Source organism: Mycobacterium sp. 852002-50816_SCH5313054-b, assembly GCF_001667185.1.
GTDB lineage: Bacteria > Actinomycetota > Actinomycetes > Mycobacteriales > Mycobacteriaceae > Mycobacterium.
Window position 1 is genome coordinate 68,059 of record NZ_LZIC01000027.1, and the last position, 22,057, is coordinate 90,115.

Sequence of the window (22,057 nt, forward strand, 5' to 3'; positions counted from 1 at the left end):
AAACAAGTGGAACTGCTTCGCGGGGCCTTGAGGACGTACGCCTGGGGATCGCGCACCGCCCTTGCGGAATTCACCGGGCGCACGGTTCCGGCGGCCCACCCGGAGGCCGAGCTCTGGTTCGGTGCACACCCCGGCGACCCGGCCTGGCTGGAAACGGACACGGGTGAAGTCTCGTTGCTCGAGGCCCTGGTCGCCGACCCGGAGGGACAGCTCGGCGCGGGGTCGCGCGCCCGGTTCGGGGACGTGCTCCCGTTCTTGGTCAAGGTGCTGGCCGCCGACGAGCCGCTGTCGCTGCAGGCGCATCCGAGCGCCGAGCAGGCGGTCGAGGGCTACCTGCGTGAGGAGCGACTGGGCATTCCGGTGTCCTCGCCGTTGCGCAACTACCGCGACACCTCTCACAAGCCGGAGTTGTTGGTGGCGCTGCAGTCGTTCGAGGCGCTGGCCGGATTTCGTCAGGCGTCGGCGACCATCGAGTTGCTGCGCGCGCTTTCCGTCTCCGACCTCGACCCCTACATCGACCTGCTGAACGACCAATCCGACGCCGACGGTCTGCGCGCGCTGTTCACCACGTGGATCACCGCCCCGCAGCCCGATATCGACGTGCTGGTGCCCGCCGTGCTGGACGGCGCCATCCAGTACGTCAGCTCCGGCGCAACGGAATTCGCGGCCGAGGCCAAGACGGTGCTGGAGCTCGGCGAACGCTATCCCGGTGACGCCGGCGTGCTGGCGGCGTTGTTGCTCAACCGCATCACCCTGGCCCCGGGCGAGGCCATCTTCGTGTCGGCGGGCAACCTGCACACCTATCTGCGCGGCTTCGCGGTCGAGGTGATGGCCAACTCCGACAACGTGTTACGCGGCGGGCTCACCCCCAAACACGTCGACGTGCCAGAGCTGTTGCGGGTGCTGGACTTCACCCCCACCACCGAGGCGCAACTGCGCCCGCACGTCCGCCGTGAGGGGTTCGGCCGGATCTACGAGACGCCGACCGCCGAGTTCGCCGTCGCGGTCCTGGCGCTCGACGGCGAGTACCTCGGCCACGAGGTCGACGCGACGTGCAGCCACGAGGGCCCGCAAATCCTGTTGTGCAGCGAGGGCTGCGTGACGGTGCACGCCAAGTCCGCAACGCTCACCCTGGAACGGGGGATGGCCGCCTGGGTGGCGGCCGACGACGGGCCCATCCGGCTGGTCGCGCGCGAGCCCGCCAGGCTGTTCAGGTCGACCGTAGGGCTGTGACGGGCGAGCGCCCGGCTTCCCGGCGCTCGCGCAGCCACAGCCGCATGTTGTGCGCCATGGTGCGCCCGATGATCCGCGGCGGCGGGACCATGTACAGGCTGTCCAGGAGCGAGAACCGGCGCAGAAACCACTCGGCCAGAACGGGATCGGTTTCGGCGGCCCCGAGAAATTGGTCGAAGAGCGCGCCGGACGGCCGCCACCACCACGGGGCGGTTCCCTTGGGCTCGGCGTGGTGGAAGGTGACGTCGCCGATGGCGTTCATGATCCACACCGGATACGTGGTCTTGGCGGTGGCCCGATTCAGCTCGCGCGCGAGGTCGTCGGATTGCAGCGCCCGCCGCAGATGACCGGCCTGCAGCGACGTCATCGTCATGCCCTGCCCGAAGGTGGGGTTGAAGCTGGCCACGGCGTCACCGAACGGGACGATGCCGGCCGGGAAGCGGTCCAGCTTGTGGTAGCGGCGCCACTTGCTGGCCGGAAACGCGTGAAAAGCCGGCTCGCCGAAGGGTTCTGCCCGCGCCAGCGCGGCATTGAAATGTGCGGGCAGCAGCTTGTCGGCCAGCGCGAGCATCTCCGGGAACGTTCTGGGCGGTTTGGCGTCGGCCACGCCGAACGTGGTCAGCACCCAAACGCGGTCCTCGTAGTGCAGCATGCCCAGCCCGAGCGACTCGTCGTGGGAGGCGCCGGCGACCACCACCTTCTCGGCGATCACGCCCTCCGGCATGCGGAACTGGTGGGACGCGTAGTGGATGCCGATGTCGATGACGGCCTCGACCGGGCGCTCGAATCCCCACTGCTCCAACCACACCGGCAACCGGGTGCCCCGGCCCGCGGCGTCGACGACGAGGTCGGTGGGCACGAACTCCGGCTCGCCCCGGTCTTGGGGGTCCAGCAGCACACCGGTGACGCGCTGAAGCCCGCGGTCGTAGCGCGGTTCGGAAACGGAGCGCCGCACGATCTCGACGTTGTCGATGTCGCGCACCCGCCGGCGCAGCTGCCACTCCAGGTGTGGCCGGCTGGGCACGTAGGCGGTGAACTCGTCGCGCAGCGTGTGCCCCGTCCCGAGGACATGGCCCGCGGCGCCGAGGTGGATGCAGTCCGGCCGGTTCTCCAGCATGGGCACGCCCGCTGCCACCATGTCGGCCAGCAGGCCGGGAAACAGGCTCTCGAACTCCGCCGCCCCGCGCGCCATCAGCATGTGCAGATGCCGGTCCTGCGGGACGGCCGCGCGATTCGCCGGCGCGCCCGGCAACTCGTCGCGCTCGTAGACCGTCACCCGCGAGTAGCAATCGGACAGCACCCGTGCGGCACACAAGCCCGCGATGCTTCCCCCGATGACCGCCGCGTGACCCCTTGCGTTCCCCCCGCTTCCCGCCATGCTCGCAGACTACCCAGTACTGTGCGGTCCAACGGGCACATCGGGAAGGGGCCGGCCGAATGGCGAATCGATGGCGCACCAAGTCGGTCGAGCAATCGATCGCCGACACCGACGAGCCCGAAACCCGGCTGCGCAGGGAGCTGACGTGGCGGGACCTGGTGGTCTTCGGCGTCGCGGTGGTGATCGGCGCCGGCATCTTCACGGTCACCGCGTCGACCACCGGCGACATCACCGGGCCGGCCATCTGGATCTCGTTCGTGATCGCGGCCATCACCTGCGCGCTGGCGGCCCTGTGTTACGCCGAATTCGCCTCGACGCTGCCGGTGGCGGGCAGCGCCTACACGTTCTCCTACGCCACCTTCGGGGAGTTCCTCGCCTGGACCATCGGCTGGAACCTGCTGCTGGAGTTGGCGGTCGGCGCCGCGGTCGTGTCCAAGGGCTGGTCGAGCTACCTCGGCAACGTGTTCGGATTCGGCGGCGGCACAATCCAACTCGGTTCGATCCAGCTGGACTGGGGCGCGCTGCTGATCGTCGCGACGGTGGCGACCCTGATCGCCCTGGGAACGAAACTGTCGTCGCGGTTCTCCGCGGTGATCACCGGCGTCAAGGTGTCGGTGGTGCTGCTGGTCGTGATCGTCGGCGCCTTCTACATCAAGGGCTCCAACTACTCGCCGTTCATCCCGAAGCCGGAGTCCGGGCACGAGGCGTCGGGCATCAATCAGTCGGTGCTGTCGCTGCTGACCGGGGCCCACAGCAGCCACTACGGCTGGTACGGCGTGCTGGCGGGGGCGTCCATCGTGTTCTTCGCGTTCATCGGCTTCGACATCGTCGCCACCATGGCCGAGGAGACCAAGAATCCCCAGCGCGACGTCCCGCGGGGAATTCTGGTCTCGCTGGCGGTCGTGACCCTGCTGTACGTCGCCGTCGCGGTCGTGCTGTCCGGCATGGTGTCCTACACCCAGCTCAAGACCCTGCCCGGGCACAAGCCGGCCAACCTGGCCACGGCGTTCGCAGCAAACGGGATCCAATGGGCCAGCAAAATCATCGCCATCGGTGCCCTGGCGGGGCTGACCACCGTCGTGATGGTGCTGATGCTCGGGCAGTGCCGGGTGCTGTTCGCGATGGCGCGCGACGGGCTGCTGCCGCGGTCGCTGGCCAAGACCGGGCCGCGCGGCACCCCGGTCCGGATCACGGTGCTGGTCGCGGTGGTGGTGGCGGCGACGGCGTCGGTGTTCCCGATCACCAAGCTCGAGGAGATGGTCAACGTCGGGACGCTGTTCGCGTTCGTCCTGGTGTCGGCCGGCGTCATGGTGCTGCGCCGCACCCGGCCGGACCTGGAGCGGGGGTTCCGGGCCCCGTGGGTGCCGGTGTTGCCCGTCGCGTCGATCTGCGCCTGCGTCTGGCTGATGCTCAACCTCACCGCGCTGACCTGGGTTCGGTTCGCCGTGTGGCTGGTGGTGGGAACCGCGATCTACGCCGGCTACGGGTACCGGCACTCCGTGCAGGGACGGCGGGACGCCGGTCGGGAGCACGCGGACGCGGGTTCGTTTACAAATTAGCTCTTTATGTCTAGACAGAAGACGCAAACGCCGGTAATGTCCAACTCCAACGTGGTGTGACTCACAAGGAGGTTTGGCATATGACCACACTCAGCCCTACCGAAGCTCTCTCCCCAGAGGTCTGGCGGGACAAGAAGCGCCATCTGTGGCTCATGGGACTGATCGCCCCGACGGCGCTGTTCGTGATGCTGCCGATGGTCTGGGCGCTGAACCGGTTCGGCTGGCACGCCGCCGCGCAGCTGCCGCTGTGGATCGGGCCGATCCTGCTCTACGTCCTGCTGCCGCTCCTCGACGTGCGTTTCGGGCCGGACGGGCAGAACCCGCCCGACGAGGTGATGGCGCGGCTGGAGAACGACAAGTACTACCGCCGGTGCACCTACCTCTACATCCCGTTCCAGTACCTCAGCGTGGTCCTGGGCGCCTACCTGTTCACCGCGTCCGACCTGAGCTGGCTCGGCTTCCCGGCGGGTTCTGCGCTGGGCTGGGCGGGCAAGCTGGGCGTGGCGCTGTCGGTCGGGGTCCTCGGCGGGGTGGGGATCAACACGGCCCACGAGATGGGGCACAAGAAGGAGTCGCTGGAGCGGTGGCTGTCCAAGGTCACCCTGGCGCAGTCCTGCTACGGCCACTTCTACATCGAGCACAACCGCGGCCACCACGTGCGGGTGTCCACTCCGGAAGACCCGGCGTCGGCGCGCTTCGGCGAGACGTTCTGGGAGTTCCTGCCGCGCAGCGTGTTCGGCAGCCTACGCTCGGCGTTCAGCTTGGAGGCGCAGCGGTTGCGCCGGCAAGGCAGGAACCCCTGGGACCCCCGCACCTACCCGGGCAACGACGTCCTGAACGCGTGGGCGATGTCGGTGGTGCTGTGGGGCGCGCTGATCGCGGTCTTCGGCGTGGGCCTGATCCCGTTCGTGCTCATCCAGGCGGTCTTCGGCTTCAGCCTCTTGGAGGCGGTCAACTACCTCGAGCACTACGGCCTGCTGCGGCAGAAGGGCGCCAATGGCCGTTACGAGCGGTGCGCGCCGGTGCACAGCTGGAACAGCGACCACATCGTCACCAATCTGTTCCTCTACCACCTGCAGCGGCACAGCGATCACCACGCCAACCCGACCCGTCGGTACCAGACGCTGCGCAGCATCGAGGGCTCGCCCAACCTGCCCAGCGGGTACGCGTCGATGATCTCGCTCACCTACCTGCCGCCGCTGTGGCGCAAGGTGATGGACCATCGGGTGCTGTCCCACTATGACGGCGACATCACCAAGGTCAACATCCACCCGCGGGTCCGCGACCGGGTGCTGGCGCGCCACGGGGCGAGCGCATGATCGCCTACCGCTGCCCGGGCTGCGACTACGTTTACGACGAGGCGAGAGGCGCTCCGCGGGAAGGCTTTCCCCCGGGCACGCCCTTCGGCGACATCCCCGACGAGTGGTGCTGCCCCGATTGCGCGGTGCGCGAGAAGGCCGATTTCGAAACCACGTCCGGCGACGATGCAGCCGCGCAAGCGGGTGAGAAGAAGCCGGACAATTGGATGGGAGGCAACCGGTGACCGACTACAAGCTGTTCCGCTGCATCCAGTGCGGGTTCGAGTACGACGAGGCGCTGGGCTGGCCGGAGGACGGGATCGGGCCCGGGACCCGCTGGGACGACATCCCCGAGGACTGGAGCTGCCCGGACTGCGGCGCGGCGAAGTCCGACTTCGAGATGGTGGAGGTGGCGCGACCATGAGCGTTACAGTCGCGCCTGTGAAGCGGATGCCGTACGCGGAGGCGTCGCGCGTCCTGCTGCGCGACTCGGTGCTCGACGCGATGCGGGACCTGTTGCTGGTCCGCGACTGGTCGGCCGTCACGCTGGCCGACGTGGCCCGCGCCGCGGGCATCAGCCGGCAGACCATCTACAACGAGTTCGGCTCGCGCCAAGGCCTGGCGCAGGGGTACGCCCTGCGCTTGGCCGATCGCCTGGTCGACGCGGTCGGAGGCGCGATCGACGCCAACGTCGGCAACATCCACGAAGCGTTCCTGCAGGGATTCCGGTCCTTCTTCGCGGAGTCGGCGGCCGACCCGTTGGTGATCTCGCTGCTGACCGGCGTCGCCAAGCCCGACCTGCTGCAGATCATCACCACCGACAGCGGGCCCATCATCGCCCGGGCGTCGGAGCGCCTGACCACGGCGCTGACCCAGAGCTGGGTGGCGACCAGCGACGAGGACGCCGGGGTGCTGGCGCGCGCGATCGTGCGGCTGGCGCTGAGCTATGTGTCCATGCCGCCGGAGGCCGATCACGACGTGGCGGCGGACCTGGCCCGGCTGATGACGCCGTTCGCGGAGCGTCATGGGGTCGCGGCTACAGTGGCGGAAGAACATACCTAAGCTAAGTACCGCTTGAACCCGCCAAGCCCCTCAGAAGGATGAGTCACGTTTATGACGACGACCGAAAGTTCGTTAACCGCCGACGTCCGCAACGGCATCGATTTCAAGGTCGCCGACCTGTCGCTGGCCGACTACGGCCGCCGGGACATCGAGCTCTCCGAGCAGGAGATGCCGGGCCTGATGTCGCTGCGCCGCGAGTACGCCGAGGTGCAACCGCTCAAGGGCGCGCGCATCTCGGGATCGCTGCACATGACCGTGCAGACCGCCGTGCTCATCGAGACCCTCGTCTCGCTCGGCGCGCAGGTCCGGTGGGCGTCGTGCAACATCTTCTCCACCCAGGACCACGCCGCCGCCGCGGTGGTCGTCGGCCCGCACGGCACGCCTGAGGAGCCCAAGGGTGTCCCGGTGTTCGCCTGGAAGGGCGAGACGCTGGAGGAGTACTGGTGGGCCGCCGAGCAGATGCTGACCTGGCCCGACGAGCCGGCCAACATGATCCTGGACGACGGCGGCGACGCCACCATGCTGGTGCTGCGCGGCGCGCAGTACGAGAAGGCCGGCGTGGTGCCCCCGGCGGAAGAGGACGATCCCACCGAGTGGAAGGTCTTCCTGGAGCTGCTGCGCAACCGGTTCGAGACCGACAAGGACAAGTGGACGAAGATCTCCGAGTCGGTCAAGGGCGTCACCGAGGAGACCACCACCGGCGTGCTGCGGCTCTACCAGTTCGCCGCGGCCGGCGACCTGGCGTTCCCGGCGATCAACGTCAACGACTCGGTCACCAAGTCCAAGTTCGACAACAAGTACGGCTGCCGCCACTCGCTGATCGACGGCATCAACCGCGGCACCGACGTGCTGATCGGCGGCAAGAAGGTGCTGATCTGCGGCTACGGCGACGTGGGCAAGGGCTGCGCGGACTCGGTGAAGGGCCAGGGCGCGCGCGTCGTCGTCACCGAGATCGACCCGATCAACGCGCTGCAGGCGCTGATGGAGGGCTACGACGTCAAGACGGTCGAGGACGCGATCGGCGAGGCGGACATCGTCGTCACCGCCACCGGTAACAAGGACATCATCACGCTGGCGCACATGAAGGCGATGAAGGATTACGCGGTGCTGGGCAACATCGGGCACTTCGACAACGAGATCCAGGTCGCCCAGCTCGAGAAGTCCGGCGCCACCAAGGTCAACATCCGCCCCCAGGTCGACGTGTGGACGTTCGGCGACAGCGGCAAGTCGATCATCCTGCTCTCCGAGGGCCGGCTGCTGAACCTGGGCAATGCCACCGGTCACCCGTCGTTCGTGATGAGCAACAGCTTCTCCAACCAGGTGATCGCCCAGATCGAGCTGTGGACCAAGAACGACGAGTACGACAACGAGGTGTACCGGCTGCCCAAGCACCTCGACGAGAAGGTGGCCCGCATCCACGTCGAGGCGCTCGGCGGCGAGCTGACCAAGCTGACCAAGGAGCAGGCCGAGTACATCGGCGTCGACGTCGACGGCCCGTACAAGGCGGACCACTACCGCTACTGAGCGCCGGGCTCGCTAGGCTCGCGCCGTGCTGATCGCGATCGAAGGCGTTGACGGCGCGGGCAAGCGGACGTTGTCGGCCGGATTGCAGAAGGCCTTCGAGTCCGCCGGGCTGTCGGTGGCCACGCTGGCCTTCCCGCGCTACGGGCGATCGGTGACCGCCGACGTCGCGGCCGAGGCGCTGCACGGCGAGCACGGCGACCTCGCGTCGTCGGTGTATGCGATGGCGATGCTCTTCGCGCTCGACCGCGCCGGGGCGATCGGCGAGATCGAGGGTCTGCGCCGCACCTACGACGTGGTGATCATGGATCGCTACGTGGCCTCCAACGCGGCCTACAGCGCGGCGCGGCTGCGCGAGGGCGCGGCGGGGGAGGCGGTGGCCTGGGTCCGTCGGCTCGAATACCAGCGGCTGGCGCTGCCGGCGCCCGACTGGCAGGTGCTGCTCGCGGTCTCCGCCGAGCTCGCCGGGCAGCGGGCCCGGCACCGCGCCGAGCACGAGCCGGGCCGCGCGCGCGACAGCTACGAACGCGACGACGAACTGCAGCGGCGCACCGGCTCGGTCTACGCCGAGCTGGCCGCCGCGGGCTGGGGCGGGCGGTGGCTCGTCGTCGACGCGGGCGTCGATCCGGGCGCGCTGGCGGCGACTTTGACGGCCGAGTAGCACAGAATTGTCACGATTTGGCGGTATCGGGCACGAAACGCCCGTGTGGTGCGCCGAATTTGTCCCGATCTGGTGACACCATGGACTCCATGAGGCAAAGGATTTTGGTCGTCGACGACGACGCTTCGCTGGCCGAGATGCTCACCATCGTGCTGCGTGGGGAGGGCTTCGACACCGCGGTCATCGGCGACGGGACTCAGGCCCTGACCGCCGTGCGCGAGTTGCGCCCCGATCTGGTGCTGCTGGACCTGATGCTGCCGGGCATGAACGGCATCGACGTGTGCCGGGTGCTGCGCGCCGACTCCGGCGTCCCGATCGTGATGCTCACCGCCAAGACCGACACCGTGGACGTGGTGCTCGGCCTGGAGTCGGGCGCCGACGACTACATCATGAAGCCGTTCAAGCCCAAGGAGCTGGTCGCCCGGGTGCGCGCGCGGCTGCGCCGCAACGACGACGAGCCCGCCGAGATGCTGTCGATCGCCGATGTCGAGATCGACGTGCCGGCGCACAAGGTCACGCGCAACGGCGAGCAGATCTCGCTCACACCACTGGAGTTCGACCTGTTGGTCGCGCTGGCACGCAAACCGCGCCAGGTGTTTACTCGTGATGTGCTGCTCGAACAGGTGTGGGGCTATCGGCACCCGGCGGACACCCGCCTGGTGAACGTGCACGTTCAGCGTCTGCGGGCCAAGGTCGAGAAAGACCCTGAGAACCCGACTGTGGTGTTGACCGTTCGAGGAGTGGGATACAAGGCCGGACCTCCGTGATCTGGCGCTCGCCGCGACGCACGAGGAGCCGTTGGGGGCGCTCTGGCCCCATGACCCGCGGCATGGGTGCGTTGAGTCGAGCGGTGGGGGTTGCCTGGCGCCGATCGCTACAGCTGCGAGTGGTGGCGCTGACGCTTGGGCTGTCGCTGGCGGTGATCCTCGCGCTCGGCTTCGTGCTGACCAGCCAGGTCACCAACCGGGTGCTGGACGTCAAGGTCAGGGCCGCCATCGAGCAGATCGAGCGGGCGCGCACCACCGTCGGCGGGATCGTCAACGGCGAGGAGACGCGCTCGCTGGACAGCAGCCTGCAGCTGGCCCGCAACACCCTGACCTCGAAGACCGACACCGCCTCGGGCGCCGGGCTGGCCGGCGCCTTCGACGCGGTGCTGATGGTGCCGGGCGACGGCCCGCGCGCCGCCAGCACGGCCGGACCGGTCGACCAGGTGCCCGGTTCGTTGCGCGGCTTCATCAAGGCCGGGCAGGCGGCCTACCAGTACGCCACCGTGCACACCGACGGCTTCTCGGGGCCGGCGCTGATCGTCGGGACCCCGACGTCCTCGCAGGTCGCCAACGTCGAGCTGTACCTGATCTTCCCGCTGAAGAACGAGCAGGCCACGATCCAGCTGGTGCGCGGCACGATGATCACCGGTGGCGCGGTGCTGCTGGTACTGCTCGCCGGGATCGCGCTGCTGGTCTCGCGCCAGGTGGTGGTGCCGGTCCGCTCGGCGTCGCGGATCGCCGAGCGGTTCGCCGAGGGCCACCTGTCGGAGCGGATGCCGGTGCGCGGCGAGGACGACATGGCCCGGCTGGCGGTGTCGTTCAACGACATGGCCGAGAGCCTGTCCCGCCAGATCACCCAGCTGGAGGAGTTCGGTAACCTGCAGCGCCGGTTCACCTCCGACGTCAGCCACGAGCTTCGCACCCCGCTGACCACCGTGCGGATGGCCGCCGACCTGATCTACGACCACAGCGCCGACCTCGACCCGACGCTGGCCCGGTCCACCGAGCTGATGGTCAACGAGCTGGACCGGTTCGAGACGCTGCTCAACGATCTGCTGGAGATCTCCAGGCACGACGCCGGTGTGGCCGAGCTGTCCGTCGAGGCGGTGGACCTGCGCACGACCGTGCAAAGCGCGCTGGGCAACGTCGGCCACCTGGCCGAGGAGGCCGGCATCGAGCTGCAGGTGGACATGCCGTGCGAAGGGGTGATCGCCGAGGTCGATCCGCGCCGGGTCGAGCGCATCCTGCGCAATCTGATCGCCAACGCCATCGACCACGCCGAGCACAAACCGGTGGACATCCGGATGGGCGCCGACGAGGACACGGTCGCGGTGACCGTTCGCGACTACGGCGTCGGGCTGCGCCCGGGCGAGGAGAAGCTGGTGTTCAGCCGGTTCTGGCGCTCGGACCCGTCGCGGGTGCGGCGCTCCGGCGGCACTGGGCTGGGCCTGGCGATCAGCGTCGAGGACGCGCGCCTGCACCAGGGCCGGCTGGAGGCGTGGGGCGAGCCCGGGCAGGGGGCCTGCTTCCGGCTGACGCTTCCCCTGATTCGCGGCCACAAGGTCACCACCAGCCCGCTGCCGTTGAAACCCATCCCGCAGCCCGCTGCGGAGCCGTCCGCTCCCGACGCCAACGCCCGTCAACGCGAACCCGCCGAGAGGAGCGTCTGATGCGGGGGCCGCGCCGGCTGCTGGCGCCGCTGTTGTTGGCCGCGCTGCTCGGCGGGTGCGCCGGGGTGCCCAGCGCATCGGCTCCGCAGGCCATCGGCACCGTCGAACGGCCGGCCCCGTCGAACCTGCCCAAGCCCACCCCGGGCATGGATCCCGACGTGTTGCTGCGCGAATTCCTCAAGGCCACAGCGGATCCGGCGAACCGGCACCTGGCGGCGCGGCAATTCCTCACCCAGTCGGCGTCCAACGCGTGGGACGACGCCGGTAGCGCCCTGTTGATCGACCACGTGGTGTTCGTGGAAACCCGTGGCGCGGAACGTGTTTCGGCCACCATGCGCGCGGACATCCTGGGCTCGCTGTCCGATGTGGGCGTGTTCGAAACCGCCGAGGGCGTGCTGCCGGACCCGGGTCCGATCGAGCTGGTCAAGACGTCCGGCGGCTGGCGGATCGACCGCCTGCCCAACGGGGTCTTCCTGGACTGGCAGCAGTTCCAGGAGACCTACAAACGCAACACGCTGTACTTCGCCGACCCCACCGGCAAGACCGTGGTTCCCGATCCCCGCTACGTCGCGGTGGCCGATCACGACCAGTTGGCCACCGAGCTGGTGTCCAAGCTGCTGGCCGGGCCGCGGCCCGAAATGGCCCACACCGTGCGCAACCTGCTCGCCCCGCCGCTGCGGTTGCGCGGGCCGGTGACCCGGGCCGACGGCGGCAAGAACGGGATCGGGCTCGGCTACGGCGGTGCCCGCATCGACCTCGAGAAACTGTCCACCACCGACCCGCACAGCAGGGCATTGCTTGCGGCACAGATCATCTGGACGCTGGCCCGGGCGGACATCCGGGGCCCGTACGTGATCAACGCCGACGGCGCGCCGCTGGACGACAGGTTCGCCGAGGGGTGGACCACCTCCGATGTCGCGGCCACCGACCCGGGCGTGGCCGACGGCGCGGGTGCGGGCTTGCACGCCCTGGTCAACGGGTCGCTGGTCGGGCTGGACGGGCAGCACACCACCACCGTGGCGGGGGCCTTCGGGCGGACGGGCGATCAGACCGGCGCCGCGCTGTCCCGCAGCGGGCGGCAGGTGGCGTCGGTGGTGACGCTGCGCCGCGGGGCCCCGGACCAGGCGGCGTCGCTGTGGATCGGCGACCTGGGTGGCGAGGCGGCCCAGTCCGCCGACGGGCACAGCCTGACCCGGCCCAGCTGGTCGCTGGACGACGCCGTGTGGGTGGTGGTGGACAACAACAACGTGCTGCGCGCGATTCAGGAACCCGCGTCCGGTCAGCCCGCGCGGATCCCGGTGGATTCCGCGCTGGTGGCGGCCAGCTTCCCCGGGCCGATCACCGACCTGCAGCTGTCCCGCGATTCGACGCGTGCCGCGATGGTGATCAACGGCCAGGTGATCCTCGCCGGCGTGGAGCAGACGCAGGCGGGTCAGTACGCGCTGACGTACCCGCGCCGGCTGGGCTTCGGGCTGGGCAACTCGGTGGTCTCGCTGTCCTGGCGCACCGGCGACGACATCGTGGTGACCCGCACCGACGCCAGCCACCCGGTGTCCTACGTCAACCTCGACGGGGTGAACTCCGATGCGCCGACCCGCGGCCTGCAGATCCCGGTGACGACGGTCGCGGCCAACCCGTCGGCGGTGTACGTCGCCGCCCCGCAGGGGGTGCTGCAGTATTCGGCGTCGGCGCCCGAAAGCCAGCAGAGCTGGTCGGAGGTCTCCGGGCTGTCGCTGCCCGGGGCGGCGCCGGTGCTGCCGGGCTAATTGTCGGGCCCCACCGCCACACTGGCGGGCGTGCTCGACCTCATCCTGCCGCTGGAATGCGGCGGCTGCGGGGCGCCGTCGACCCGCTGGTGCGACGCGTGCGCGGCCGAGCTCGCCGTCAGGCCCGACGAGCCGCACGTCATCACTCCCCGGATCGACCCGCTGGCGCCGGTGTTCGCGCTGGGCCGCTACGCCGGGGCGAGGCGGCGAGCGATCCTCGCGTGCAAGGAGCGCGGGCGCGCCGACCTGGTGGCACCCCTGGCCGGGGCCCTGGCCCTCGGGGTGCACCGGCTGCTGGCATGGGGGATGGTCGAGACGCCGCTGACGCTCGTGCCGGCGCCGACGCGGCGCTCGGCGGCGCGACGGCGCGGCGGTGACCCGGTCGCCCGGCTGGCCCGGGCCGCCGTGGCCGGACACCCGGACATCGCCGTCGCGCAGACCCTGCGACTGCGGGCGCTGGTCCGCGACTCGGTGGGCCTGGGCACGTCGGCGCGCGAGCGCAACATCGCGGGCCGGGTGGTGCTGCGCGGTCGGCCGCCTCGCACCGAGGTCGTCGTCGTCGACGACATCGTCACCACGGGGGCGACGGCGCGCGAGTCGGTGCGGACCCTGCGGGCGGCGGGCGTGCGTGTGGCGGCGGTGCTGGCGATCGCGGCCGCGTGAGGCTGTGCGGCCACCAAGAGGATGTGAAGAACTCGCAACAGCTATGCGAAATCAGTGGCATCCCAAGGCGAACACGAGCTAACGTCGAGAACAACCTTCAGGAACATCCTGGGCTTCCTGGTTATGACCCACTCGTCGCGATTCCCCAGGTTGAAACGCCATACGTGGAGGGGGTGAGTATTCGACACCTTGCACCGGCGGGCAGCCTGCGGCCAAAACCGCTCCCACCCCGTCGGCGCGTTTCGTAGCAAGCCGGCACGCACCGCGTGCGACGTGGAAAAGGAAACGAGTTGACACGTATGTCAAGGCTTACCGTGGATTCCGGTCAAATTCTCGACCAACCGCCGGCAGACGCCGCCGAGCCGGCCGAACAGACGCTGAACGCCGAAGTCGTGTTCAAGGGCCGCAACGTCGAAATCCCCGATCACTACCGCATTTACGTCTCGCAAAAACTCGCCCGCCTCGAACGATTCGATCGGTCCATCTACCTTTTCGACGTCGAGCTCAAGCACGCGCCCAACCGCCGCCAGCGCAAGTCCTGTCAACGCGTGGAGATCACCGCCCGCGGGCGCGGGCCGGTCAGCCGCGCGGAGGCCTGCGCCGACAGCTTCTACGCCGCCTTCGAGTCGGCGGTGGCCAAGCTGGAGAACCGGCTGCGCCGCGTCAAGGACCGCCGCAAGGTCCACTACGGCGACAAGACGCCGGTGTCACTGGCCGCGGCCACCGCGATGGCGCCGTCCCCGGCCAAGGCCTTCAACAACGAACCCGTGGAGCCGCACAAACACGACGGCGCCGCCGGTCAAGCCCATGACGACCACGAGCCCGGGCGGGTGGTGCGCACCAAGGAGCACCAGGCCACGCCGATGACCGTCGACGAGGCGCTTTACGAGATGGAGCTGGTCGGGCACAACTTCTTTTTGTTCTACGACAAGGAGAGCGAACGGCCGTCCGTCGTCTACCGCCGGCACGCCTATGACTATGGCTTGATTCGACTGGCCTGATCAGGCTCGCCTGACGATTCCTCAGGCGGCGACCCGCCGCGCCCGGCAGTGCCGGGCTTGCGATCGCCGCCGCGGCGGCCATCCCCGGCCAGTCACCTACGATGGGGGTCGGTTTACGAAGAAGAAGACTCCTATCAACAGGGGAATATCCCAATAAGGGGACGACACCGTGCTGGATAAGTTGCTGCGCCTCGGCGAAGGTCGCATGGTCAAGCGCCTCAAGCGGGTGGCCGACTACGTCAACACGTTGTCCGACGACGTCGAGAAGCTCACCGACGCGGAGCTGCGGGCCAAGACCGACGAGTTCCGCAAGCGCCTGGACGACGGGGAGACCCTCGACGACCTGCTGCCCGAGGCGTTCGCCGTGGCCCGCGAGGCCGCGTGGCGGGTGCTGGACCAGCGCCCGTTCGACGTGCAGGTGATGGGCGCGGCCGCGCTGCACCTGGGCAATGTCGCCGAAATGAAGACCGGTGAGGGCAAGACCCTGACCTGTGTGCTGCCGGCCTACCTCAACGCCCTGGCCGGCAAGGGCGTCCATATCGTCACCGTCAACGACTACCTGGCCAAGCGCGACAGCGAGTGGATGGGCCGGGTGCACCGCTTCCTGGGCCTGCAGGTCGGCGTCATCCTGGCGCAGATGACGCCCGACGAGCGGCGCGTCGCCTACAACGCCGACATCACCTACGGGACCAACAACGAGTTCGGCTTCGACTACCTGCGCGACAACATGGCGCACTCGCTCGACGACCTGGTGCAGCGCGGGCACACCTACGCCATCGTCGACGAGGTCGACTCGATTCTCATCGACGAGGCCCGCACCCCGCTGATCATCTCCGGCCCCGCCGACGGCGCGTCCAACTGGTACCTGGAGTTCGCCCGGCTGGCGCCGCTGATGCACAAGGACACCCATTACGAGGTCGACCTGCGCAAGCGCACCGTCGGCGTGCACGAAAAGGGCGTGGAGTTCGTCGAGGACCAGCTCGGCATCGACAACCTGTACGAGGCCGCCAACTCGCCGCTGGTCAGCTACCTCAACAACGCGCTGAAGGCCAAGGAGCTGTTCACCCGCGACAAGGACTACATCGTCCGCGACGGCGAGGTGCTCATCGTCGACGAGTTCACCGGCCGCGTGCTGATCGGCCGCCGCTACAACGAGGGCATGCACCAGGCCATCGAGGCCAAGGAGCACGTCGAGATCAAGGCCGAGAACCAGACGCTGGCCACCATCACGCTGCAGAACTACTTCCGGCTCTACGACAAGCTCGCCGGCATGACCGGCACCGCCCAGACCGAGGCGGCCGAGCTGCACGAGATCTACAAGCTCGGGGTGGTGTCCATCCCGACCAACAAGCCGATGGTCCGCACCGACTGCTCCGACCTCATCTACAAGACCGAGGAAGCCAAGTACATCGCGGTGGTCGACGACGTCTCCGAGCGCTACGAGAAGGGCCAGCCCGTCCTGATCGGCACCACCAGCGTGGAACGCTCCGAGTACCTGTCGCGGCAGTTCCAGAAGCGCCGCATCCCGCACAACGTGCTCAACGCCAAGTACCACGAGCAGGAGGCGGGCATCATCGCGGAGGCGGGCCGCCGCGGCGGCATCACCGTCGCCACCAACATGGCCGGCCGCGGCACCGACATCGTGCTGGGCGGCAACGTCGACTTCCTCACCGACCAGCGGCTGCGCGCACGCGGCCTGGATCCGGTGGAGACGCCCGACGAGTACGAGACGGCCTGGCACGAGGAGCTGGCCCTGGTCAAGGAGGAGGCCGGCAAGGAGGCCGCCGAGGTGATCGAGGCCGGCGGCCTGTATGTGCTGGGCACCGAACGCCACGAGTCGCGGCGCATCGACAACCAGCTGCGCGGCCGCTCCGGCCGGCAGGGCGACCCGGGCGAGTCGCGCTTTTATCTGTCGCTGAGCGACGAGCTGATGCGCCGCTTCAACGGCGCCGCGCTGGAGGCGATGCTCAACCGGCTGAACCTGCCCGACGACGTGCCGATCGAGAACAAGATGGTGACCCGCGCCATCAAGAGCGCCCAGACCCAGGTCGAGCAGCAGAACTTCGAGGTCAGAAAGAACGTCCTCAAGTACGACGAAGTGATGAACCAGCAGCGCAAGGTGATCTACGCCGAGCGCCGCCGCATCCTCGAGGGGGAGAACCTCAAGGAGCAGGCCCTGGACATGGTCCGCGACGTGGTCACCGCCTACGTCGACGGCGCGACGGCCGAGGGCTACGCCGAGGACTGGGACCTGGAGGCGCTGTGGTCGGCGCTGGGGACGCTGTACCCGGTGGGGATCAGCCACGAAGGCCTGACGCACCCGGATGCCGACTCCGACCGTGACGACCTCACCCGCGAAGAGCTGCTCGACGCGTTGCTCGCGGACGCCGAACGCGCTTATGGCGTAAGGGAAGCCGAGCTCGAGGAGATCGCGGGCGAGGGCGCGATGCGCCAGCTGGAGCGCAACGTGCTGCTCAACGTCATCGACCGCAAGTGGCGCGAGCACCTCTACGAGATGGACTACCTCAAGGAGGGCATCGGCCTGCGGGCGATGGCGCAGCGCGACCCGCTGGTCGAGTACCAGCGCGAGGGCTACGACATGTTCATGGCGATGCTCGACGGCATGAAGGAGGAGTCGGTCGGGTTCTTGTTCAACGTGACCGTGGAGGCGGTGCCCACCCCGCAGGTCGCCCCGCAGGCGACGCCGGAGGGGCTCGCGGAGTTGGGGACCGCCGCCGGCTCCCAGCCCGACGGCGAAGCCGAAGCGCCCGCCGAGGTGCGCGAGGAGGCGCCAAGTACCTTGCGCGCCAAGGGCATTGACGACGACGCGCCCGCGCTCACTTATTCCGGCCCGGCCGAGGACGGTTCGGCGCAGGTGCAGCGCAACGGCGGCGGCGCGCAGAAGACCCCGGCTGGGGTGGCCGGTGGCGCCAGCCGCCGCGAGCGTCGCGAGGCCGCCCGGCGGCAAGGCCGCGGCGCCAAGCCGCCGAAGTCGGTCAAGAGGCGCTGATTTGAGGCATTAGCCTCATGCGCGCACCTGAACTCGGCGCGCAGCATTCATGCATGACCAAGATCCGTACCCCTTTGGACGCCGCCTCGGCCGTCCTGCAAAACCCCGCGCTGCCCGCCGGAGACGACGAAAGATTTGTCGGCTTCGGTGTGATGGGGCTGCCGTTCGCCGGTGGGCACTATCTCGCCCTGCGCTGCATGCCGGCGTCGTCGTTCGCGCCCGGCTACCGGTCGGTGTGGCACCGTGACCCGGCCGGCGTGTGGACTTTCTATGCGACGACGCCGGGCCCGCTCAGTTGCGCGCGGTACTTCAGCTCGGCCGCGGCCGGCGAGGCCGTCCAATGCGACATCGACGTCGCGTGGGTCACCCCGTGGTCGTTGTCGGTCGAGATCGGCGGGTTGCTCGGGTGGCAGCTCGATCTCGGTGCCACCCCGGCCACGCGGCTGATGAGCGCGATCGCGCCGCGGCTGCCGGCACGGGCGTGGACCAACCGCCTCATGCTCGGCGCCATCGGCCGGGCGGCCGGACCCGTGATGGGAGCCGGACAGGTCCGGCTATCCGGGGTCGCCCAATGGCCAGCGATTCATGATCGCCCCACGGCGGTTCTGGCCGGTGACCGGTTCGCGCGCACGGCTGCGGGGCGAGGACCTCGGCCCGGTTGGGCCGCTGCCGGCGCAGGCGCGGCTCGCCGAATTTCGGGCCCCGCAACGTGGATATTTCGTGGTGGGCGGCAGCCGCTTCGAGACGGTGCTGCAGGCCGCCGGGCAGCCGGCCGCGCGGGCGAACCGGCGACCGGATGGTCTCACCCCCAGGGAGGTCGAGGTGCTCTGCCTGGTGGCCCGCGGCGCGTCCAACAAGGAGATCGCGGCGACCCTGGTGATCAGCCAAAAGACGGCCCGCAACCATGTCGAGCGGACGTACGCGAAGATCGGCGTGACCAACCGCATCGGCGCCAGCATGTCTGCGCTGCGCAACGGACTAGTCAAAAATACCTAGGGCGCCCTCGCGCAAAGATGAGGCAGATGACCTATATACCCGACTGCCGAGGCGCCCGACACTTGGGTCATGAAGCGTTACTTGACTGTTGCTTATGGCGCGGCGGCCTACCTGCTGTTCCTCGTTGCCTTTTTGTATCTCGTTGGGTTCGTGGCGAACCTGTGGGTGCCGCGCACCGTCGATCACGGGCTCCCGTCACCCATCGGCCTGGCGGTGCTGGTGAATGTGTTGCTGGTTGGGGCGTTTGGCGTCCAGCACAGCGTCATGGCGCGGCCGGCGTTCAAGGCGTGGTGGACGCGGATCGTGCCGCACTCGATAGAGCGCAGCACCTACGTGGTGCTGTCGAGCGCCGTGCTGCTGCTGCTTTATTGGCAGTGGCGGACGATCCCGGCGGTCGTGTGGGACGTGCGGCCGCCGGCGGCGCGCGTGGTGCTGTGGGCATTGTTCTGGCTGGGCTGGTTGATCGCGCTGGGCGCAACGTTCATGATCAACCACTTCGATCTGTTCGGGCTCCGGCAGGTGTATTTGGCTTGGCGCCAAAAGCCTTATACCGACCTCCATTTCCGCACTCATCTGTTCTACCGCTTGGTGCGCCACCCGCTGATGCTGGGATTCCTCATCTCGTTCTGGGCGGCACCCACCATGACGGCCGGGCATCTGCTCTTCTCGATCGCCATGACCGGCTACATCCTGCTCGCCGTGCACATCGAAGAGCGCGGCCTCGTCGCGGCGCTGGGCAACGACTATCGCGAGTACCGCCGCGAGGTCCCCATGCTGGTCCCCCTGAAACACCGCCCGCGCCGGCGCTCTGCGGAAGCGGTGGGCCAGCACTAACTCTCGAGGAGGTCGGCGATGCGCGCCAGCGTGGCGCGCATGCCGGCTGCGGTCAGCTTCGGCATCGAACCGCTGGTGATCATCCGCTTCTGCTTGTCCCGCGACACGTCCCACGTTTCGCGCACCAGCGTGCCGCCCTCGGCCGGAAGCAGTTCATAGCGCCAGATGCGCCCGCCGACCAGGCCGCCCAGCCCGAAGGTCTGCCACGCGATGCGGCGGTCGGGTTCGTATTCGATGACGGTGTTGGTGGTGCGGTACGGGATGAACAGCGTCTCCTTGCGTCCCTTCATCGCCATCGCGAATGTCGAACCCATCGAGAGGGGAACCGACTGCTGCGAAGCGTGATTGACGGACTCCGAACCGTCGAAGCTGGCGTGCCTGGCGGCATCGGCCAGCAGCGCGAAGACCCGTTCGGGTGGCGCCTTGATGACCCGCTCGACGCTGACCGTGCTTCCGTCCATGCGATGACACTAGCGCCGCCCGGCTGGTAAGGATGGACGGTATGGATGTCAAGGAGGTGCTGCTGCCGGGCGTCGGTCTCCGCTACGAATTCACCAGCCACAACGGTGAGCGCATCGGGATCGTCGCACGCCGCGGCGGCGACTTCGACGTCGTCCTGTACGGGCCCGAGGATCCCGACCAGGCCCGACCGGTCTTCCACCTGACCGACGCCGAGGCCGAGGCCGTGGCCCAGATCCTGGGCGCCCCGCGCATCGCCGAGCGGTTCACCGAGCTTTCCCGGGAGGTGACCGGTCTGGAGACGGGGCAGGTCCACATCGTGGCCGGCAGCCCCTTCGTGGACCACCCGCTCGGCGACACCCGCGCCCGCACCCGCACCGGCGCATCGATCGTCGCGATCGTGCGCAACGAGGCAGTGCTCGCCTCGCCCGGACCGGCCGAGATGCTGCACGCGCGAGACGTTCTGATCGTGATCGGCACCGCAGACGGCATCGCCGGTGTCGAGCAGATCATCGATAAGGGCTGAGCCGATGCAGGTTTCGGGGGCGCTGCTGTTTCAACTCGGAGCCCTCCTGGCCACGCTGGCCGTATTGGGCTCTTTCGCAAGGCGTTTCGCGTTGTCACCGATACCGGTGTACCTGCTGGCGGGCCTCTCGCTGGGCAAGGGCGGGCTGCTGCCGGTCGCCGCGGCGGGCGAGTTCATCCAGACGGCGGCGCCCATCGGCATCGTGTTGTTGCTGCTGACCTTGGGGCTGGAATTCTCGGCGACCGAATTCGCCGCGAGCCTGCGGCACCACCTGCCGTCGGCCGCTGTCGACCTCGTCCTCAACGCCACCCCCGGCGCGGTGGCCGGCTGGCTGCTGGGGCTGGACGGCGTGGCCATCCTGGCCCTGGCCGGGGTCACCTACATCTCCTCGTCGGGCGTCATCGCGCGCCTGGTGCAGGACCTGGGCCGGCTGGGTAACCGGGAAACGCCGGCGGTGCTGTCGGTGCTGGTGCTCGAGGACTTCGCGATGGCGGCCTACCTGCCTCTGTTCGCCGTCCTGGCGTCGGGCGGCGGCTGGGTGCACGCCCTCGCCGGCATGGCGGCCGCCGTCGGCGCTCTGCTGGTGGCGTTCGCCGCGTCCTACCGGTGGGGCCACCACTTCGGCCGGCTGGTCGAACACCCCGATTCCGAGCAGCTGCTGCTGCGGGTCCTGGGGATCACCCTGATGGTGGCGGCGGTGGCGGAGGTCCTGCACGCCTCGGCCGCTGTCGGCGCGTTCCTGGTGGGCCTGACCCTGACCGGCGCGACGGCGGACCGGGCGCGCCGGGTGCTGGGCCCGCTGCGCGACCTGTTCGCCGCCATCTTCTTCCTGGCGATCGGCCTGTCGGTCGACCCACACGAGCTGCTTCCGATGCTGCCGGCGGCGCTGGCCCTGGCCGCCGTCACCGCCGCGACGAAGGTGGCCACCGGGATGGTCGCCGCCCGCCGCGACGGCGTGGGGCGGCGCGGGCAACTGCGCGCGGGCGCCGCGCTCATCGCCAGGGGCGAGTTTTCGTTGATCATCATCGGGTTGGTCGGCACCTCGATTCCCGGGGTGGCGGCGCTGGCGACGTCGTACGTCTTCGTCATGGCGATCGCGGGCCCGGTGCTGGCCCGGTATGCGGGAGGTTCGCGCCCGGCCTAGCCGATGTGCAGCGCCACCACGAGCCACCGGGCGCCGCCGGCGCCGGTGGGCAGCTGCTCCACCCGGCAGGCGATGGCGTGGGTCCGGTCCCCGCGGCTGTAGGTCCCGAAAACCTCGGCCGCCGTCTCCGGGCGGCGGCGCCCGGAGGGCTGTAGCCGTGTCCGGCGCAGCATCGCGGCGCCGCCGCGCCCGCGGCCGATCGAGAGCACGGAGTCCATCAGCCCGGGCGCCAGCATCGGCCGCAACTGGGCGGCGGGACGGCGGCGATCGATGACTTCGAGCACCCGGCGCAGGGCGGCGTCGGCGAAGGCGGCCGCCTGGCCCATCGGGACGGTCGCGAGGGGGGCGACGCCCGCCGTCGGGCCGGTGCACGCCCGGCGCGGCGCGGGCGGCCGGCGGCGCGGCGGCGCGTGGGATGACGGCCGGCACTGGGGAACGTCCCGTCGTGGCGGCTCGTAGTCGACGACGGGGGTTACGGCGAAAACGGTCAACGCGCACTCTCCAAGGCG

At 69.3% G+C, this 22,057-nt stretch carries 20 protein-coding genes and 2 pseudogenes; 19 read left to right on the forward strand and 3 right to left on the reverse strand.

The window, feature by feature from the left end; all coding sequences use genetic code 11:
* Positions 1-6 precede the first annotated feature (6 nt).
* Positions 7-1,233, forward strand: a complete 1,227-nt coding sequence (gene manA / locus A5787_RS04245) for a mannose-6-phosphate isomerase, class I (protein WP_066962088.1) — start codon at positions 7-9, stop codon at positions 1,231-1,233.
* On the opposite strand, the gene A5787_RS04250 is transcribed toward manA, so the two are convergent.
* Positions 1,211-2,611: an NAD(P)/FAD-dependent oxidoreductase gene (locus tag A5787_RS04250; RefSeq protein ID WP_066962091.1), complete on the reverse strand. Its 1,401-nt coding sequence runs from the start codon at positions 2,609-2,611 to the stop codon at positions 1,211-1,213. The genes manA and A5787_RS04250 overlap by 23 nt on opposite strands.
* A gap of 59 nt (positions 2,612-2,670) precedes the next feature.
* Between A5787_RS04250 and A5787_RS04255 the strand changes: the two genes are divergently transcribed.
* The 16 genes and pseudogenes from A5787_RS04255 to mddA all read left to right on the forward strand — a co-directional run bounded on the left by A5787_RS04255 (position 2,671) and on the right by mddA (position 19,419).
* A complete protein-coding gene (locus tag A5787_RS04255) occupies positions 2,671-4,170 on the forward strand; it encodes an APC family permease (RefSeq protein ID WP_066962094.1) in 1,500 nt (499 codons plus the stop codon).
* Positions 4,171-4,250: 80 nt separating this feature from the next.
* Positions 4,251-5,489 carry an alkane 1-monooxygenase gene (locus tag A5787_RS04260; RefSeq protein WP_066962097.1) on the forward strand — a complete coding sequence of 413 codons (1,239 nt, stop codon included), beginning with the start codon at positions 4,251-4,253 and terminating at the stop codon, positions 5,487-5,489.
* Positions 5,486-5,713: a rubredoxin gene (locus A5787_RS04265; RefSeq protein WP_066962100.1), complete on the forward strand. Its 228-nt coding sequence runs from the start codon at positions 5,486-5,488 to the stop codon at positions 5,711-5,713. The genes A5787_RS04260 and A5787_RS04265 overlap by 4 nt, the downstream gene beginning before the upstream one ends.
* Entirely contained in the window at positions 5,710-5,892 is a 183-nt protein-coding gene (locus tag A5787_RS04270) for a rubredoxin (protein WP_066962103.1), read from the forward strand. The genes A5787_RS04265 and A5787_RS04270 overlap by 4 nt, the downstream gene beginning before the upstream one ends.
* Complete coding sequence (locus A5787_RS04275) at positions 5,889-6,530, forward strand: TetR family transcriptional regulator (RefSeq protein ID WP_082977060.1); 642 nt, start codon at positions 5,889-5,891, stop codon at positions 6,528-6,530. The genes A5787_RS04270 and A5787_RS04275 overlap by 4 nt, the downstream gene beginning before the upstream one ends.
* A gap of 51 nt (positions 6,531-6,581) precedes the next feature.
* Complete coding sequence (gene ahcY, locus A5787_RS04280) at positions 6,582-8,054, forward strand: adenosylhomocysteinase (protein WP_066962109.1); 1,473 nt, start codon at positions 6,582-6,584, stop codon at positions 8,052-8,054.
* Between the two features lie 25 nt (positions 8,055-8,079).
* Positions 8,080-8,712 carry a dTMP kinase gene (locus A5787_RS04285; RefSeq protein WP_066962112.1) on the forward strand — a complete coding sequence of 211 codons (633 nt, stop codon included), beginning with the start codon at positions 8,080-8,082 and terminating at the stop codon, positions 8,710-8,712.
* A gap of 80 nt (positions 8,713-8,792) precedes the next feature.
* Positions 8,793-9,479, forward strand: coding sequence for a two-component system response regulator MtrA (gene mtrA / locus A5787_RS04290; RefSeq protein WP_007168097.1), 687 nt, complete (start codon positions 8,793-8,795; stop codon positions 9,477-9,479).
* A complete protein-coding gene (gene mtrB / locus A5787_RS04295) occupies positions 9,476-11,149 on the forward strand; it encodes an MtrAB system histidine kinase MtrB (RefSeq protein ID WP_082977061.1) in 1,674 nt (557 codons plus the stop codon). The genes mtrA and mtrB overlap by 4 nt, the downstream gene beginning before the upstream one ends.
* On the forward strand, positions 11,149-12,915 hold the full coding sequence (gene lpqB, locus A5787_RS04300; protein ID WP_066962118.1) for an MtrAB system accessory lipoprotein LpqB: 1,767 nt from the start codon (positions 11,149-11,151) through the stop codon (positions 12,913-12,915). Before mtrB ends, lpqB begins: the two co-directional genes overlap by 1 nt.
* Before the next feature lie 30 nt (positions 12,916-12,945).
* On the forward strand, positions 12,946-13,578 hold the full coding sequence (locus A5787_RS04305) for a ComF family protein (protein WP_066962318.1): 633 nt from the start codon (positions 12,946-12,948) through the stop codon (positions 13,576-13,578).
* A 314-nt stretch (positions 13,579-13,892) separates the two neighbouring features.
* The gene (hpf, locus tag A5787_RS04310) at positions 13,893-14,579 is read left to right on the forward strand and encodes a ribosome hibernation-promoting factor, HPF/YfiA family (protein WP_066962121.1); all 687 of its coding nucleotides are present in this window, start codon (positions 13,893-13,895) and stop codon (positions 14,577-14,579) included.
* 169 nt (positions 14,580-14,748) lie between these two features.
* Complete coding sequence (secA, locus tag A5787_RS04315; protein ID WP_066962124.1) at positions 14,749-17,589, forward strand: preprotein translocase subunit SecA; 2,841 nt, start codon at positions 14,749-14,751, stop codon at positions 17,587-17,589.
* A gap of 53 nt (positions 17,590-17,642) precedes the next feature.
* Positions 17,643-18,333, forward strand: a pseudogene (locus A5787_RS26410) (hypothetical protein); the annotation flags it as partial.
* A pseudogene (locus tag A5787_RS27200) lies at positions 18,331-18,585 on the forward strand (response regulator transcription factor); the annotation flags it as partial. The pseudogenes A5787_RS26410 and A5787_RS27200, both read left to right, overlap by 3 nt.
* 69 nt (positions 18,586-18,654) lie before the next feature.
* The gene (mddA, locus tag A5787_RS04330; RefSeq protein ID WP_066962133.1) at positions 18,655-19,419 is read left to right on the forward strand and encodes a methanethiol S-methyltransferase; all 765 of its coding nucleotides are present in this window, start codon (positions 18,655-18,657) and stop codon (positions 19,417-19,419) included.
* Here the strand turns inward: mddA and A5787_RS04335 are convergent.
* Entirely contained in the window at positions 19,416-19,880 is a 465-nt protein-coding gene (locus A5787_RS04335; protein WP_066962135.1) for an SRPBCC family protein, read from the reverse strand. The two genes, mddA and A5787_RS04335, sit on opposite strands and share 4 nt — an antisense overlap.
* 41 nt (positions 19,881-19,921) lie before the next feature.
* On the opposite strand from A5787_RS04335, the gene A5787_RS04340 reads away from it, so the two are divergent.
* Together A5787_RS04340 and A5787_RS04345 are read left to right on the forward strand one after the other, a co-directional pair.
* Entirely contained in the window at positions 19,922-20,404 is a 483-nt protein-coding gene (locus A5787_RS04340) for a cation:proton antiporter regulatory subunit (RefSeq protein ID WP_066962138.1), read from the forward strand.
* Between the two features lie 4 nt (positions 20,405-20,408).
* Positions 20,409-21,548 carry a cation:proton antiporter gene (locus A5787_RS04345; RefSeq protein WP_066962141.1) on the forward strand — a complete coding sequence of 380 codons (1,140 nt, stop codon included), beginning with the start codon at positions 20,409-20,411 and terminating at the stop codon, positions 21,546-21,548.
* On the opposite strand, the gene A5787_RS04350 is transcribed toward A5787_RS04345, so the two are convergent.
* The gene (locus A5787_RS04350; protein WP_066962144.1) at positions 21,545-22,039 is read right to left on the reverse strand and encodes an Rv3235 family protein; all 495 of its coding nucleotides are present in this window, start codon (positions 22,037-22,039) and stop codon (positions 21,545-21,547) included. The genes A5787_RS04345 and A5787_RS04350 overlap by 4 nt on opposite strands.
* Between the last annotated feature and the right edge of the window lie 18 nt (positions 22,040-22,057).